The organism is Salipiger pentaromativorans, from assembly GCF_024721115.1.
Classification (GTDB): Bacteria; Pseudomonadota; Alphaproteobacteria; order Rhodobacterales; family Rhodobacteraceae; genus Salipiger; species Salipiger pentaromativorans.
Map to the genome: position 1 here is coordinate 143,492 of NZ_JAMDHK010000013.1, position 14,782 is coordinate 158,273.

Below are 14,782 nucleotides of genomic sequence, written 5' to 3' on the forward strand. Positions count from 1 at the left end.
CCCGGCGCCACCTCGTCATAGACATTGGGCTCGGGCTCGTATCCCACCGGGTGAATCGGCGAGGGAATCGGCTTGAAGTTCAGATCCTTCTCGGATTTCCGCCTATGCGGGTCGGCGATGGGCACCGCCTTCATCAACGCCTGGGTATAGGGATGCTGCGGGTTCTCGAACACCGCCGCGCGCGGGCCGATCTCGACGATCCGGCCGAGATACATCACCCCCACCTTGTGGCTCACCCGCTCGACCACCGCCATGTCGTGGCTGATGAAGAGATAGGACAGCCCCAGCTCCGCCTGCAATTCCATCATCAGGTTCAGCACCTGCGCCTGCACCGACACGTCCAGCGCCGAGACCGCCTCGTCCGAGACGATCAGCTTGGGGTTCAGCGCCAGCGCACGGGCGATGGCGATCCGCTGCCGCTGGCCGCCCGACAGCTCGTGCGGAAACCGCCGCATGAAGCTGCGCGGCAGTTCCACCCGGTCGAAGAGCATCGCCACCCGGTCCATCATCTCCGATCCCGAATGGGTGCCGTAATTGCGCATCGGCTCGGCCACCTGATCGGCGAGATTCATCTGCGGGTTCAGCGAGGCGAAGGGATCCTGAAAGATCATCTGCATCTGCCGCCGCTCGTCGCGCAGCATGTTGGGGCCAAGCCCCATGATATCGACCCCGTCGAGCGCGACGCGGCCCTTCATCGGCTCCACCAGCCGCAGGATCGAGCGCCCGCAGGTCGATTTGCCGCAGCCCGATTCCCCCACCAGGCTCAGCGTCTGGCCCTTGTTGAGCACAAAGCTCACATCCTCGACCGCGTGCACATTGGCAATGGTGCGACGGAAGAACCCGCCCTTGACCGGAAAGCGCGTGGTCAGCCCCTCGACCGTCAGCAGCGGCTGGTCGGTGCCGGGGATCGGCTTCACCTCGTCCATCTCGCGGCCCAAGAGCCGCATGGGTTCCGGCAGCGCCTTGCCCTTCATCTCGCCCAGTTTCGGTACAGCGGCCAGTAGCGCCTTGGTATAAGGATGCTGCGGGTGCTCGAAGATTTCCTCGACCGTGCCCTCCTCGACCTTGTTGCCGCGGAACATGACGACCACGCGGTCGGCCATCTGCGCCACCACCGCCATGTCATGGGTGATGAACATCACCGCCGTGCCGGTCTCGCGCTTGAGCCGGTCCATCAGCGCCAGGATCTCGGCCTGAATCGTCACGTCGAGCGCCGTGGTGGGCTCGTCGGCGATGAGCAGGCGCGGCTTGCAGGCCAGCGCCATGGCGATCACCACCCGCTGGCGCATGCCGCCCGACAGCTCGTGCGGGTATTGCTTCAGCCGCCGCTCGGGCTCGGGGATTCGCACCTGCTTCAGCAGTTCGAGCGCCCGTGTCGTCGCCTGTTCCCTGGTCATGCCGCGATGCACGCGCAGCCCTTCGGTGAGCTGGCGGCCGACGGTGAAGACCGGGTTCAGCGCCGTCATCGGCTCCTGAAAGATCATGCCGATCTCGTTGCCCCGGATCGTGCGCATCAGATCCTGATCGGCCGTCGCCAGATCCAGCTCGCCGCCCTCCTTGCGATCGAAGAGCAAGCGCCCGTTGGCGATCTTGCCGCCGCCGAATTCGATGAGCCGCATCAGCGACAGCGAAGAGACCGATTTGCCCGATCCCGATTCGCCCACGATGCAGACGGTTTCGCCCGGCCCCACGTCAAAGCTGACATCCTCGACGCCCGCGACGGTGCCGTCCTTGGTTTCGAACTCGACCCGCAGTCGGTCGATCCGGGCGATGGGGTTGTCGAGCATGCGCGCACTCCTGGAGATGTATGAATGCAAACGCTACGGGCAGGCTTGCTGGGCTGTCAAACCCCGGCGACGCTTTCCGCCAAGGCAGCGCTTGCATTTTCCTTCGGTTCTGTTTCGATAAACGGCACGATGGGGATCGCTGAGCTGGTCCGGACCCTGACTGCGCTCCGGGTCCGACAAAAGCGATTCCCCTCCATAAAAGCCAAAAGCCCGGTCCCAAGACCGGGAGTCCAACAAGGAGAGACTTATGACCCTCAAGACCCTCTTGCTCGGAGCGGTGGCCACATCCGTGCTGGCCCCAGCCGCCTTTGCCGAGCGCGGTGCGGACGGGCATGTGAACATCATCTACTGGCAGGCGCCGTCCATCATGACCCCCTATCTGTCGGGCGGCACGAAGGACATCGAGGCCGCCTCGCTGGTGCTCGAACCGCTGGGCCGCTACACCGAGACCGGCGCGCTGGTGCCCTTCCTCGCCACCGAGATCCCGACGGTCGAGAATGGCGGCGTGTCCGCCGACCTGACCTCGATCACCTGGAAGCTGAAGGAAGGGCTCGTCTGGTCCGACGGCAGCCCCGTCACCTCGGCGGATGTGAAATTCACCGCCGATTACTGCATGCATCCCGAGGGCGGCTGCGCGCAGCTCGCCAAATTCACCGGCGTCGACAGCATCGACACCCCCGACGACCTGACCGTCGTGGTGAACTTCAGCACGCCGATGCCGAACCCCTATGGCCCGTTCATGGGCGGCCAGTCGCCGATTCTCCAGAAAGCGCAGTTCGAACAGTGCCTTGGCGCCAATGCCTCGTCCTGTACCGAAGCGAATTTCTATCCGATCGGCACCGGCCCCTTCGTGGTGGACGAGTTCAAGCCGAACGACGTGATCTCGCTCTCGGCCAACCCCAATTTCCGTGACCCGGCCAAGCCCGCCTTTGCCACCGCCACGCTGAAAGGCGGCGGCGATGCGGAATCGGCGGCCCGTGCGGTGCTGCAGACCGGCGAATTCGATTACGCCTGGAACCTTCAGCTCGCGCCCGATGTGCTCGCCTCGATGTCCGAAGGCGGCACCGGCACGCCCGTCTCGGCCTTTGGCACGCTCGTGGAACGGATCGAGATGAACCTCACCGACCCGTCGCCGGATCTGCCCGAGGGCGAGCGCTCCACCATCGCGCATCCGCACCCGATCCTGTCGGACTTCAAGGTGCGCAAGGCGCTCTCCATGGCCATCGACCGCGCCCTGCTGACCGAGATCGGCTACGGCCAGGCCGGCCGCCCGACCTGTAACCTGGTTCCCGCCCCGGCGCTCTACGCCTCGGACAACGAGGAATGTCTGACGCAGGATCTCGAAGGCGCCAAGGCGCTGCTGGAAGAGGCCGGCTGGACCGACACCAACGGTGACGGCGTGCGCGAGAAGGACGGCATGAAGCTGTCGCTGCTCTACCAGACCTCGACCAATGCCGTGCGTCAGGACTTCCAGGCGCTGATCAAGGATTGGTGGAACCAGATCGGTGTCGAAACCGAACTGCGCAACGTCGACAGCTCGGTGTTCTTCGGCGGTGACCCGGGCTCGCCCGACACGTTCCAGAAGTTCTATGCGGACGTGGAAATGTACGCCAACAACTTCGACGGCACCGACCCGCAATCCTACCTGTCGATGTATCGCTGCGGCAACGAGCCGAAGCCGTCCAGCCAGTGGCAGGGCGAGAACATCAACCGCTTCTGCGACCCGGAATACGACGCCCTGCTCGACGAGCTGGCGCAGACCGGCGAGCTGAGCAAGCGCGGCGAGATCGCCAAGAAGCTCAACGACATGATCACCAAGGAGACGATGACCATCGTGCCGCTGGTCGACCGTGGCCGTGTCTCGGCGCATTCCAACAGCCTGGGCGGCGTGATCCTGAACACCTGGGATTCCGAGCTCTGGAACGCTGCCGACTGGTACCGCATCCAGTAATCCGGACCTGAGAGCCCGATGCGGGGCGCCCGGCGGCGCCCCGCTCATCTCTCCCGACCGCTCCCCACGACAACGACCAAGCTCATGACCCGAGGCGCCGTATGCTGACCTACGCCACCAGACGACTGGTCCTTTCGATTCCGACGCTTCTGTTCATCAGCTTCGTGATCTTCATGCTCCTTCAGCTCGCCCCCGGCGATCCGATGGCACAGGTGCCGCTCACCGTGCCGCCGGAGGTGAAGGAGAAGATGCGCCAGGCGCTCGGCCTCGGCGAGCCGCCGCTGGTGCAATACTGGAAATGGCTGGTGCAGACCTTCTGGATCGAGCCCAAGATCTTCATCGACTGGCTGACCCGCGACAGTTTCCTGCTGGGCTGGCTGCCCGACACGGCGCTCTATCAGGGCGAGCTGCGGGTGATCTCCTGGCAGACCCGCTCGCCGGTGATGGACATCGTCCTCCAGCGTATCCCGCAGACGCTCTGGGTCGTCGGCATGTCCTATATCGTCGGCGTGCTGATCGCCCTGCCCATCGGCATCTATTCCGCCTACCGGCAATATTCCCTCTTCGATCAGGCCGGCACCTTCATCACCATGGTGGGCTTTTCGATCCCGCCCTTCTTCACCGGGCCGCTGCTCATCGTGGTGTTTTCGGTCTATCTGGGCTGGTTCCCCTCGATCTACGACACCACCCATGTGGTCAACGACTGGGAAAGTTTCAAATACCAGCTCCAGCAGATGATCATGCCGGTGATGGTTCTGGCGCTGCAAACCACCGCGCAGCTCAGCCGCTACATGCGCGCCTCGATGCTCGACAATCTCAACCAGGATTACGTGCGCACCGCGCGGGCCAAGGGCCTCTCGGAAGCCATCGTCGTGATGGTGCATGTGCTGCGCAACTCGATGATCCCGGTGGTGACCGTGATCGCGCTTGGCGTGCCCGCCATCTTCGGCGGCGCCATCATCACCGAGAACGTGTTCAAGGTGAACGGCATCGGTCAGCTTCTGATCACCGCGCTCTTTGCCAACGATCTGCCGATGGTGATGACCCTGACCTTCATCTTCGCCTTCCTGATCGTGCTCTTCAACCTGATCGCCGATGTCCTCTACGGCCTTCTCGACCCGAGGATCCGCTATGACTGAGCCCTCCCCCGCCCCCATCGAAGCGCTCAAGGACAAGGGTCCCGCCGCGCCGCCACGCTCGAAATGGCGCGATGTCTGGGACCAGTTCCGCAAACACAAGGGCGCGATGATGGGCGCCTTCTTCCTGCTGCTCATCACCTTCGGCGTGCTGGTCGGGCCGTGGCTCTGGACGCTGGACCCGCAAAAGCTCGACATCCGGGCCAAGGACATGCGGCCGATCTACACCGCGATCTGGGATTCCACCGCCAAGGTGGGCTGGAACCATCCGCTGGGCTCGGACCAGCTCGGCCGCGACAACCTCGCGCAGCTCATCGCCGGCGGGCGGGCCTCGATGGCGGTGGGCTGGGCGGCGATGCTGCTGTCGCTGATCATCGGCACCGGCGTGGGCGTGATGGCCGGGTTCTTCAAAAAGCTCGACGGCCCGCTGATGCGGCTCACGGACCTGTTCCTGTCGCTGCCGATCCTGCCGCTGCTGCTTGTGGCGGTGACGCTGTTCCGTCAGCCGCTGCGCGCCAATTTCGGCCCCGAGGGCGGCATGTTCATCCTCATCGTGACGGTGGTGGGCATCACCTCGTGGATGCCCACGGCGCGGATCGTGCGCGGCGACATCCTGGCCATCAAGGAGCGCGAATTCGTGCTGGCGGCGCGGTCGATCGGCACACGGCCGTTCCAGATCATCAAGCGGCACCTGCTGCCCAACGTGCTGTCGCCGATCATGGTCTCGGCGACGCTGGGTCTTGCGACCGCCATCATCACCGAGTCGGCGCTGAGCTTTCTCGGCGTGGGCTTTCCCTCGGATTTCCCGACCTGGGGCAAGATGCTCGCCGACGCGGTGGCGCGGATGGAGGATTTCCCCGAGCGCGTCATGCTGCCGGGGATCGCGATCTCGCTGACGGTGCTGGGGGTGAACTATCTCGGCGACGGGCTGCGCGACGCGCTCGACCCGCGGATCCGCGGGCGGTAACGCGCGCGGCGGGCTCCGGGTGCGGTGGGCAGATTGCCCACCCTACGGTGCCATGCCCGGTAGGGCCGCGCCATCGTCAGCCCGTGGGCTGGCGATCTGGTTGAAGAACCTCTCGATTTGTCCCTGCCAAGTCCGAAAGACCTCGACAGGTTCGACTGGCTTGCCAAATCGCCAGCCCGTCACGCCCGAGGCGTGCCGACTGTGCCGGCGATGGGCGGCGCAGCTTCTGTGCGACGGACCGCGCCGGCGATGGCACGGCGCCTTCGCCTGGTTCCGCGCCGGGGCAACGCATGTAGGGTGGGCAATCTGCCCACCGCTCCCAAACCAGCCTACCAGCCTACCAGCCTATCCGCGCGGCGCCATCTGCCCAAGCGCCAGAACCGGCCCGGTCGGCTGGCCGGTGGGCGAGCCGCCCTCCGGCTCTTCGGAAATCGCCACCGCCGCGCCGGTCAATTGCCGAGCAATCGCGCGCGGCACCGGAATCTCGGTCAGCCCCTCGCGGTCGACCAGCCCCAGCGACACCGGGGCGCCGGCCCCTTCGGCGATCAGCCAGATCTCCAGCGACCGCCCCTCGGGATAGTCGCCCGCATCGCGCCGCACCATGAAGGTGCCGCTGTCCGGCGCGTAATGCGCCAGCATCACCAACCCGCGCGAGGGTGTCTCGAGATCGGCGTAAAGATGCGGCGCGTCACGCGTGTCCAGCAGCCCCGAGAAGCTCACTGCCCAGGCGATCACCGCTGCCGCGACCGCACCCAGAAGATAGGGCAGAAGCTGCTCCCAGACCGGACGGCGCTTGCGCCCGAAAAGCTGCGCCTCGGTGCGGCGCAGCACCTGCGGCGGCGGCGCCACCTCGGCAATGGGGTCGGTCAGCGTCGCGAAATACTCCTCCCAGGCCTCCACATCCTGACGCAGATCGCGGTCCTGGGCCAGCCGCGCCTCGAAGGCGGCGGCCTCCGCCTCCGGCAGCAGCCCGAGGACATACTCCGCCGCCGCGGCTTCCCAGCCGCCCGGAAGGTCTGTTTCCTCAGGCCCGCTCATCGGCTCAGGCACTCCCTCAACTGCATCAGGCTGCGGCGCAGCCAGGTTCTTACGGTGTTGAGCTTCACGCCGGTGGCGGCGGAAAGCTCGGCATAGGTGTCGCCGTCCAGATAGGCGCGGCGCACCATTTCGGCGCGGTCGGGCGGCAACTCGTCCAGGCAGACGGCCAGCGCCCGCGCCTCGGCCCGTGCCTCGGCATGCTGCGCCGGCCCCGGCGCGGGATCGGCGATCAGGTCGGCGGCGTCGATGGGCGCGGCCGCGCGCCCCGGCCCGCCATTGCGGCGGCGGCGGTCGATGGCAGCGTTGCGCGCCAGCGTGATCAGCCAGGTCATCGGCGAGAACCCGTTCACCCGGTACTGCCCGGCCCGCGCCCAGATCTTGCAATAGACGTCCTGGAGCGCCTCCTCCGCCAGCGCCCTGTCATTCAAGACACGCAGGCAGACGCCGAAAAGTTTCGCCGCCGTCCGGTCGTAAAGCAGCCGAAAGGCGGCACGGTCGCCCATGGCGATCCGGGCGATCAGATCTTCGATCTCGGCTTGCGGGGTGGTCACGGGATGCGGCGCCTGAACAGGGTCGTTTCGTCGCGTCAGCCTATCGCGGCGGCGCAGCGGGGGCAAACCCTATCCGCAGCCCGCCCCCGCTCTTGCCCTTCCCGCAGATATGGGGCACCACGGGGGCCAACAGAGTTCACGACCGTACAGAGGCACGCCATGAGCAGCGAGATCGACGTCAATGCGAAACCGACCGAGGAGATCGAGGTCCGCGAGGTCTTCGGCATCGACACCGACATGGTCGTGCATGGCTTTCCCGAGCGTACCGACCGCGTGCCGGATCTCGACAGCACCTACAAGTTCGACCCCGACACCACGCTGGCCATTCTCGCGGGCTTCCGCAACAACCGCCGGGTGATGATCCAGGGCTATCACGGCACCGGGAAATCCACCCATATCGAACAGGTGGCCTCGCGGCTGAACTGGCCCTGCGTGCGGGTGAACCTCGACAGCCACATCTCCCGGATCGACCTGATCGGCAAGGACGCGATCAAGCTGGTGGACGGCAAGCAGACCACCCAGTTCCAGGAAGGCATCCTGCCCTGGGCACTGCGCAACCCCACCGCCATCGTCTTCGACGAATATGACGCGGGCCGCGCCGATGTGATGTTCGTGATCCAGCGGGTGCTGGAGACCGACGGCAAGCTGACCCTGCTCGACCAGAACCAGGTCATCACCCCGCACAAGTATTTCCGCATCTTCGCCACCGCCAACACCGTCGGCCTCGGCGACACCACGGGCCTTTATCACGGCACCCAGCAGATCAACCAGGGCCAGATGGACCGCTGGTCGCTGGTGGCGACGCTGAACTATCTCAGCATCGACGCCGAGGTGAACATTGTGCTGTCCAAGGCGCCGCATTACAACAACGAGGCCGGGCGCAAGAAGATCCGCCAGATGGTCACCGTGGCCGATTTCACCCGCCGCGCCTTCATGAACGGCGAGCTTTCGACGGTGATGTCGCCCCGGACGGTGATCGCCTGGGCGCAGAATGCCGAGATCTTCCGCAACGTGGGCTATGCCTTCCGTCTCTCCTTCCTCAACAAATGCGACGAGCTCGAACGCCAGACCGTGGCCGAGTTCTACCAGCGCTGCTTTGACGAGGAACTGCCCGAGAGCGCGGCCAGCCTCAGCCTCGCCTGAGCCGGGGGATGCCGAAGCCGCTGCATATCGGGCTGATCGGCGGCATCGGCGTCGCCGCCACCGTGGTCTATTACCAGCGTCTGACCGCCGCCGTGGACCGGCTTGGCGGCAGGCTGGAGTTGACCATCGTGCATGCGGATGTGCATGAGCTGATCCGCAACAACCTTGCCGACAACCGCGCGGACCAGGCCGAAATCTATCTCGGCCTGCTCGACCGGCTGAAGGCGGCGGGCTGCGATTGCGCGGCCATCACCTCGCTGGGCGGGCATTTCTGCTATGACGAGACGGTCGCGCGCACGCCGCTGCCGCTGGTCTCGGCGGTGACACCGCTGGACGATTATTTCGCCACCGAGGGGCTGAACCGCGTGGGCCTTCTGGGCACCCGCGTGGTGATGCGCACGCGGCTCTATGGCCAGCTCGAAAAGACCGAGGCCGTGGCGCTCGACGACCGCACCGAGAAGCTGGGCCAGAGCTATCAGGACATGGCGGTCGCCGGGCACTGCACGCCCGAGCTTCGGGCGCTATTCTATGAGGCGGGCCGCGAACTGGTCGAGGATCAGGGCGCCGAGGCCGTGGTGCTGGCGGGCACCGATCTCAACCTCGCCTTCGACGGTGCCACCGATCCCGGCTACCGGGTGATCGACGCGCTCGACGTGCATGTCGATCTGCTGGCACGGCTGGCCACCGGCCAGGCCGCGCTGTGAGCCGCCGGGCCACCGCTGCGCTCCTCCTCCTCACCGGTCTGACCTGCACGCCGGCGCAAGCCGAAACCGCCGCCGACTGCGCCGCTTTCTGGCGGGGCGTGGCGGCGGAACAACGGGCGCTGCCCGGGCTTGGCGTCGCTCCGGACGAGGCCGAGACGCTGGCGGCGGCGTTCGAGGCGCTTCCCGAGGCGGGCCCCGTCGCCACGGACCGGATCGCCGGATACCGCCTGCTGTACCGCGGCCTGATCGCCGGCGACCGCCAAAGCACCGATCTCTTTTCACGCATCGCCGAACGGTGCGACGCGCTGCTGCCGCGCCCCTGACCCGCCACGGCGCGGCGCCCTCACCCTTCCGCAACCTTTCCATGCCAGCCTGCCCGGCATGGGTAGTCTCCGGATCTTTCTCGGCGGCGCGGTCCTGGCGCTCGCGGCAGCCGCACCCCCGGCGGCCGGCCCCGCGCAGACGGTCGAGCGGGCGCAGCTCTTCGCGGATTGCGCCGGACGGTTCTCGGCCGAGATCGAGTTTACCTGGCTGATGCAGCGCGGCGATGGCGCCACCGATCAGACCCTGCGCGCCGGGGTCGAGGCGCTGCTCGCGGCGATCCTGCCCGATGCCCGCGCCGCCGGGCTCGACGGTATCGCGCTGCGCCACCGCCGGATCGCCGCCAAGGCCGCGCAGGCGCGCCTGCGGCATGGCGCGCAGTTCGGCACCGACCCGCGCCGCGCCACCCGCGCCCGCCTGCTGGCCAGCCGTCACCGCGCTGCCTGCGCCGCGCTGCTGCCGGGCTGACACCGGCGTTTTTGCCCCTTGCCAATCGCCGCGCGGGGCGCGAAACCTGTCCTCATGGCGCGCAATGACGACAACCCCGCTGATCCCTTCAAGAAGGCGCTGGCCGAGGCCACCAAGGTCATGGCCGACGACCCGGAGCTTTCGGTCAATTACACCGTGGACCCCTCGGGCGTCTCGGGCGACATCATGCGTCTGCCGCAGGTCAGCCGCCGGATGACCCGCGACGAGGTGCTGCTGGCGCGCGGCACCGCCGATGCGCTGGCACTCTACCGCCGCTACCACGATGCCGGGACGCATGCGCGCTATGCGCCGCCGGGCGAGATCGCCCGCGAGCTTTACGAGGCGATGGAAACCGCCCGCTGCGAGGCCATGGGCGCGCGCGACATGCCCGGCACCGCCGGCAATATCGACGCCAAGATCGGCCACGAGGCGACACGGCGCGGCTATGGCCAGATCACCCAGCCCTCCGAGGCGCCGCTGCCGGTCGCGGCGGGCTATCTCATCCGCCATCTCGCCACCGGGCGCGAACTGCCCAAGGACGCCGCCCATGTGATGGAGCTCTGGCGCGGCTTTATCGAAGATCAGGCCGGCGGCACGCTGGACGGGCTCGAAGAGACGCTCTCCGACCAGGCGGCCTTTGCCCGCTTTGCCCGCCAGATGATCACCGATCTGGGCTATGGCGACCAGCTCGGCGACGACCCCGACCAGCTCGACGACGAAAGCCAGGACGAGGCCGAGCCCGAGGGCGGCGAAGAGGAACAGCCCGAGTCCACCGGCCAGGACGAGCAGGATCAGGACGAGGCCGAAGCCTCGCCCGAGCAAAGCCAGGACGAGACCCAGGATGCCTCCCAGGCGCAGGTCTCGGCCGACGACATGGCCGATCAGGAGCTCGGCGAAGAGACCGAGATGCCCGAGGGCGAGGCACCTATGGAGCCCCCCGCCCCGGCGCCGGTCTCCGAGGCCGATCCCGACTACAAGATCTACGACGGCACCCATGACGAGGAAATCGCGGCGGAAGAGCTGGCCGAGCCGCAGGAGCTGGAGCGGCTGCGCGCCTATCTCGACCAGCAACTCGAGCCGCTGAAAGGCGCCGTCTCGCGGCTTGCCAACAAGCTCCAGCGCCGCTTGCAGGCGCAGCAGAACCGAAGCTGGGAGTTCGATCTCGAGGAAGGCATTCTTGATGCGGGCCGTCTGGCGCGGGTGGTGGCGAACCCCACCACGCCGCTGAGCTTCAAGATCGAGAAGGACACCGAATTCCGCGACACGGTGGTGACGCTGCTTCTGGACAATTCCGGCTCCATGCGCGGCCGCCCGATCTCCATCGCCGCGATCTGCGCCGATGTGTTGGCACGCACGCTAGAACGCTGCTCGGTCAAGGTCGAGATCCTCGGCTTCACCACCCGCGCCTGGAAGGGCGGGCTGGCGCGCGAGAAATGGCTGAACGAAGGCCGCGAGCAGCAGCCGGGCCGCCTCAACGATCTGCGCCACATCATCTACAAGCGCGCAGACGCGCCCTGGCGCCGGGTGCGCGACAATCTCGGCCTGATGATGAAGGAAGGTCTTCTGAAAGAGAACATCGACGGCGAGGCGCTGGAATGGGCGCACCGCCGCATGGCTGCCCGCCCCGAGGCGCGCAAGATCCTGATGGTGATCTCCGACGGTGCGCCGGTGGACGACAGCACGCTGTCGGTGAACCCGGCCAATTACCTCGAAAAGCACCTGCGCGACGTGATCGCCATGGTCGAGCGCCGCAAGCAGGTGGAACTGCTGGCCATCGGCATCGGCCATGACGTGACCCGCTACTACGACCGCGCAGTCACGATCACCGATGTCGAGCAGCTCGCGGGCGCCATGACCGAACAGCTCGCGGCGCTTTTCGACAGCGACCCGCGCGCCCGCGCCCGCTTCATGGGCATCCGGCGCGCCAGCTGATCCGACGCACTGTCCTCCCGCCCCCGGCGACAACGGTGAGGGCGGGAAGTGCGTATTTGCCAAAGAGAAGAAGACATATGCGCTTCTTCTCTTTTCCAAATACGCAAAAAACGACCGCGCGGCCAGGCGCCGCCGCAGAGAGGAGCGCGACACCATGTTCCAGAGCTTTCAGGAAACCGCCCGCCCCGAGCAGGGCCCGCCGCGTCTTGCCGCGCTGCGCGAGGAACTGGCGCGCGAGGGGCTCGACGGGTTTCTGGTGCCGCGCGCCGATGCGCATCAGGGCGAATATGTCGCCCCGCATGACGACCGGCTGGCCTGGCTCACCGGCTTCACCGGCTCGGCGGGCTATTGCGCCGCGCTGACCGATGTCGCGGGGGTGTTTGTCGACGGGCGCTACCGGGTGCAGGTGAAGGCGCAGGTCGCCGATGTCTACACGCCGGTGGACTGGCCCGAAACCGGACTGGCCGAGTGGATCGCAGAGAAGCTGCCCGAGGGCGGCACCGTCGGCATCGACCCCTGGCTCTTTTCCGTGGAGCAGATGCGCGGGATGGAGACCAGGCTCGGCGCCGTGGCGCTGCGCCGCGTGGGCAACCTCGTGGACCGGATCTGGGAGGATCAGCCCGCGCCACCGCTGGGCGCCGTCTTTGCCCAGCCCGTGGAGCTCGCGGGCGAGGCGCATGGCGACAAGATCGCGCGGCTGGCAAAGGGGCTCGGCTCCGCGCGGGCCTGCGTGCTCACCCTGCCCGACAGCATCGCCTGGCTGCTGAACATCCGCGGTTCCGACATTCCGCGCAACCCGGTGCCGCATGGCTTTGCCTTCCTGCACGCCGAAGGCCGCGTGACACTGTTCATGGATGCCCGCAAGCTGACGGATCTGGGCGATCATCTCGGACCATTGGTCAGCGTCGCGCCGCCAGACACTTTCGTGTCCGCGCTGGAGGCGCTGGAGGGGCCGATACAGATCGACCCGGCCACCTGCCCCGTCGCGGTGGCCGATGCGCTGGCCGGGCGCGAGATCGTCGAGGCGCCCGCCCCCTGCCTGCTGCCCAAGGCCTGCAAGAACGCCGCCGAGCTCGAGGGCACCCGCGCCGCGCATCTGCGCGACGGTGCCGCCATGGTGCGCTTTCTCGCCTGGCTCGACCGGCAGGCGCCGGGCAGCCTGACCGAAATCGCCGTGGTCAAAGAGCTCGAAGCCTTCCGGCGCGGCACCAACGCGCTGCGCGACATCTCGTTCGAGACCATTGCCGGGGCCGGTCCCAACGGCGCCATCGTGCATTACCGGGTGACCGAGAACACCGACCGCGCGGTCGAGGCCGGGCAGCTTTTGCTGGTGGACAGCGGCGGGCAATATGTGGACGGCACCACCGACATCACCCGCACCGTGGCCGTGGGCGATCCCGGTGCCGAGGAATGCGCCAATTTCACCCGCGTGCTCAAGGGGATGATCGGGCTCTCGCGGCTACGCTTCCCGCAGGGGCTCGCCGGGCGCGACATCGACGTGCTGGCACGCGCCGCGCTCTGGGAGGTGGGGCTCGACTACGGCCATGGCACCGGCCATGGCGTCGGCGCCTATCTCAGCGTGCACGAGGGGCCGGCGCGGATCGCGCGCACCGGCACCGTGCCCTTTGCGCCCGGCATGATCCTGTCGAACGAGCCGGGGTTTTACCGCGAGGGCGCTTATGGTATCCGCATCGAGAACCTCATCGCGGTCGAGCCCGCCCCGCCCCTGCCGGGGCAGACCGTGCCGCGGATGTTGCAGTTCGAGACCCTCACATGGGTGCCGATCGACCGGCGGCTGATCGTGACAGCGCTGCTCACGCAGGCCGAACGCGACTGGCTGAACGCCTATCATGCCGAGGTGCTGGCACGGATCGGCCCGCAGGTGGAGGGAGAGGATGCGGATTGGCTGGCCACGGCCTGCGCGCCGCTTTGACACAGGACTGTCGCAAAGCGGCTGATATATGATCCGTGACGATTACGGGGAGAGAAAGATGCTGAGACATATCGCAATCCGCCCGGCGGCGGGCACCTGGGTCATCCGCGCCGGCGGCGCCGTTCTGGGCGAAAGCAGCAACGCGCTGGAGCTGAGCGAGGGCGACATGCCCGGCGTCATCTATTTCCCGCGCGACGACATCGCCATGGCCTTTCTCGAACCCACCGAGTACCGCACGCTGAACCAGTGGATCGGCGAGGCGGCCTATTTCAACATCGTCTCGAAGAGCCGTACCTACGAAAACGCCGTCTGGTCCTATGAGACGCCGAAGGACGAGGCCTCGGAGCTTGCCGGCTACCTCGCCTTCCACGTTCAGGACGGCGTTGCGGTGGAGCAGGTCTGACAGACCTTCAGCCCTTCAGATTTCGGAAAAGGCAAAAAATATTGATATGTCGTGATATGTAATTCATCCTCCCAGTCATATCTGGGAGGAGAATTTCATGTCGTCGATTGAACAGGCGCTTGCGACCTTGTCTGCCCGTGTCAAGGAGCATGCCGAGACAATGGCAACGGAAGAGGCGGTGAAAACCTCCATTATACTTCCGCTCTTGCAGGCGCTGGGTTACGAAGTCTTCAACCCTGCCGAGGTTATTCCAGAATTCACCGCGGACGCCGTTGGCAAGAAAGGTGAAAAGGTCGACTACGCCATCAGTTTGAATGATCAGATCGCAATTCTCATTGAGGCGAAGGGCATCACGACAAAGGGAAGGTCTGAAAAACCTCGCGCTCTGAGGGGTTTGGTATAGACTTTGCGGGACGAAGAAGGAAGCCCCATCATGCCCAAGCAGCCC

General features: G+C 66.6%; 14 protein-coding genes. 11 read left to right on the forward strand and 3 right to left on the reverse strand.

Annotated elements, in window-relative coordinates; translation table 11 throughout:
* Positions 1-1,787: ABC transporter ATP-binding protein (locus M4578_RS18170; protein ID WP_258094716.1), on the reverse strand; the 1,787-nt coding region annotated here is incomplete at its 3' end.
* 247 nt (positions 1,788-2,034) lie between these two features.
* On the opposite strand from M4578_RS18170, the gene M4578_RS18175 reads away from it, so the two are divergent.
* The 3 genes from M4578_RS18175 (at position 2,035) to M4578_RS18185 (ending at position 5,841) form a co-directional block, all read left to right on the forward strand.
* The gene (locus M4578_RS18175; protein ID WP_258094717.1) at positions 2,035-3,738 is read left to right on the forward strand and encodes a peptide ABC transporter substrate-binding protein; all 1,704 of its coding nucleotides are present in this window, start codon (positions 2,035-2,037) and stop codon (positions 3,736-3,738) included.
* A 101-nt stretch (positions 3,739-3,839) separates the two neighbouring features.
* Entirely contained in the window at positions 3,840-4,877 is a 1,038-nt protein-coding gene (locus M4578_RS18180; RefSeq protein WP_258094718.1) for an ABC transporter permease, read from the forward strand.
* Positions 4,870-5,841 (forward strand): ABC transporter permease, encoded by a 972-nt coding sequence (locus M4578_RS18185; protein ID WP_258094719.1) that lies wholly within the window; start codon positions 4,870-4,872, stop codon positions 5,839-5,841. Before M4578_RS18180 ends, M4578_RS18185 begins: the two co-directional genes overlap by 8 nt.
* A gap of 345 nt (positions 5,842-6,186) precedes the next feature.
* Here M4578_RS18185 and M4578_RS18190 read toward each other — a convergent pair whose 3' ends face one another.
* Positions 6,187-6,879: an anti-sigma factor gene (locus M4578_RS18190; RefSeq protein WP_258094720.1), complete on the reverse strand. Its 693-nt coding sequence runs from the start codon at positions 6,877-6,879 to the stop codon at positions 6,187-6,189.
* The gene (locus tag M4578_RS18195) at positions 6,876-7,430 is read right to left on the reverse strand and encodes a sigma-70 family RNA polymerase sigma factor (protein WP_258094721.1); all 555 of its coding nucleotides are present in this window, start codon (positions 7,428-7,430) and stop codon (positions 6,876-6,878) included. Before M4578_RS18195 ends, M4578_RS18190 begins: the two co-directional genes overlap by 4 nt.
* Positions 7,431-7,589: 159 nt before the next feature.
* Here M4578_RS18195 and cobS point away from each other — a divergent pair, with 159 nt between their 5' ends.
* The 8 genes from cobS (at position 7,590) to M4578_RS18235 (ending at position 14,737) form a co-directional block, all read left to right on the forward strand.
* On the forward strand, positions 7,590-8,573 hold the full coding sequence (cobS, locus tag M4578_RS18200) for a cobaltochelatase subunit CobS (RefSeq protein ID WP_258094722.1): 984 nt from the start codon (positions 7,590-7,592) through the stop codon (positions 8,571-8,573).
* Positions 8,574-8,581: 8 nt separating this feature from the next.
* On the forward strand, positions 8,582-9,277 hold the full coding sequence (locus M4578_RS18205) for an aspartate/glutamate racemase family protein (RefSeq protein ID WP_258094723.1): 696 nt from the start codon (positions 8,582-8,584) through the stop codon (positions 9,275-9,277).
* The gene (locus M4578_RS18210; protein WP_258094724.1) at positions 9,274-9,600 is read left to right on the forward strand and encodes a hypothetical protein; all 327 of its coding nucleotides are present in this window, start codon (positions 9,274-9,276) and stop codon (positions 9,598-9,600) included. The genes M4578_RS18205 and M4578_RS18210 overlap by 4 nt, the downstream gene beginning before the upstream one ends.
* Before the next feature lie 58 nt (positions 9,601-9,658).
* A complete protein-coding gene (locus M4578_RS18215) occupies positions 9,659-10,066 on the forward strand; it encodes a hypothetical protein (protein WP_258094725.1) in 408 nt (135 codons plus the stop codon).
* Between the two features lie 54 nt (positions 10,067-10,120).
* Positions 10,121-11,998, forward strand: a complete 1,878-nt coding sequence (gene cobT / locus M4578_RS18220) for a cobaltochelatase subunit CobT (RefSeq protein ID WP_258094726.1) — start codon at positions 10,121-10,123, stop codon at positions 11,996-11,998.
* A gap of 154 nt (positions 11,999-12,152) precedes the next feature.
* Positions 12,153-13,931 carry an aminopeptidase P family protein gene (locus M4578_RS18225; RefSeq protein WP_258094727.1) on the forward strand — a complete coding sequence of 593 codons (1,779 nt, stop codon included), beginning with the start codon at positions 12,153-12,155 and terminating at the stop codon, positions 13,929-13,931.
* A gap of 58 nt (positions 13,932-13,989) precedes the next feature.
* On the forward strand, positions 13,990-14,334 hold the full coding sequence (locus M4578_RS18230; protein ID WP_258094728.1) for a DUF427 domain-containing protein: 345 nt from the start codon (positions 13,990-13,992) through the stop codon (positions 14,332-14,334).
* Positions 14,335-14,431: 97 nt separating this feature from the next.
* On the forward strand, positions 14,432-14,737 hold the full coding sequence (locus M4578_RS18235) for a type I restriction endonuclease (RefSeq protein WP_258094729.1): 306 nt from the start codon (positions 14,432-14,434) through the stop codon (positions 14,735-14,737).
* The last annotated feature ends 45 nt before the right edge of the window (positions 14,738-14,782 follow it).

What these genes read in the sequence shown, in the direction of transcription:
- M4578_RS18175 (WP_258094717.1), top strand. Translation starts at nt 2,035, where the DNA reads ATGACCCTCAAGACCCTCTTGCTCGGAGCGGTGGCCACATCCGTGCTG.
- M4578_RS18180 (WP_258094718.1), top strand. Translation starts at nt 3,840, where the DNA reads ATGCTGACCTACGCCACCAGACGACTGGTCCTTTCGATTCCGACGCTT.
- M4578_RS18185 (WP_258094719.1), top strand. Translation starts at nt 4,870, where the DNA reads ATGACTGAGCCCTCCCCCGCCCCCATCGAAGCGCTCAAGGACAAGGGT.
- M4578_RS18190 (WP_258094720.1), bottom strand. Translation starts at nt 6,879, where the DNA reads ATGAGCGGGCCTGAGGAAACAGACCTTCCGGGCGGCTGGGAAGCCGCG.
- cobS (WP_258094722.1), top strand. Translation starts at nt 7,590, where the DNA reads ATGAGCAGCGAGATCGACGTCAATGCGAAACCGACCGAGGAGATCGAG.
- M4578_RS18205 (WP_258094723.1), top strand. Translation starts at nt 8,582, where the DNA reads ATGCCGAAGCCGCTGCATATCGGGCTGATCGGCGGCATCGGCGTCGCC.
- M4578_RS18215 (WP_258094725.1), top strand. Translation starts at nt 9,659, where the DNA reads ATGGGTAGTCTCCGGATCTTTCTCGGCGGCGCGGTCCTGGCGCTCGCG.
- cobT (WP_258094726.1), top strand. Translation starts at nt 10,121, where the DNA reads ATGGCGCGCAATGACGACAACCCCGCTGATCCCTTCAAGAAGGCGCTG.
- M4578_RS18225 (WP_258094727.1), top strand. Translation starts at nt 12,153, where the DNA reads ATGTTCCAGAGCTTTCAGGAAACCGCCCGCCCCGAGCAGGGCCCGCCG.
- M4578_RS18230 (WP_258094728.1), top strand. Translation starts at nt 13,990, where the DNA reads ATGCTGAGACATATCGCAATCCGCCCGGCGGCGGGCACCTGGGTCATC.
- M4578_RS18235 (WP_258094729.1), top strand. Translation starts at nt 14,432, where the DNA reads ATGTCGTCGATTGAACAGGCGCTTGCGACCTTGTCTGCCCGTGTCAAG.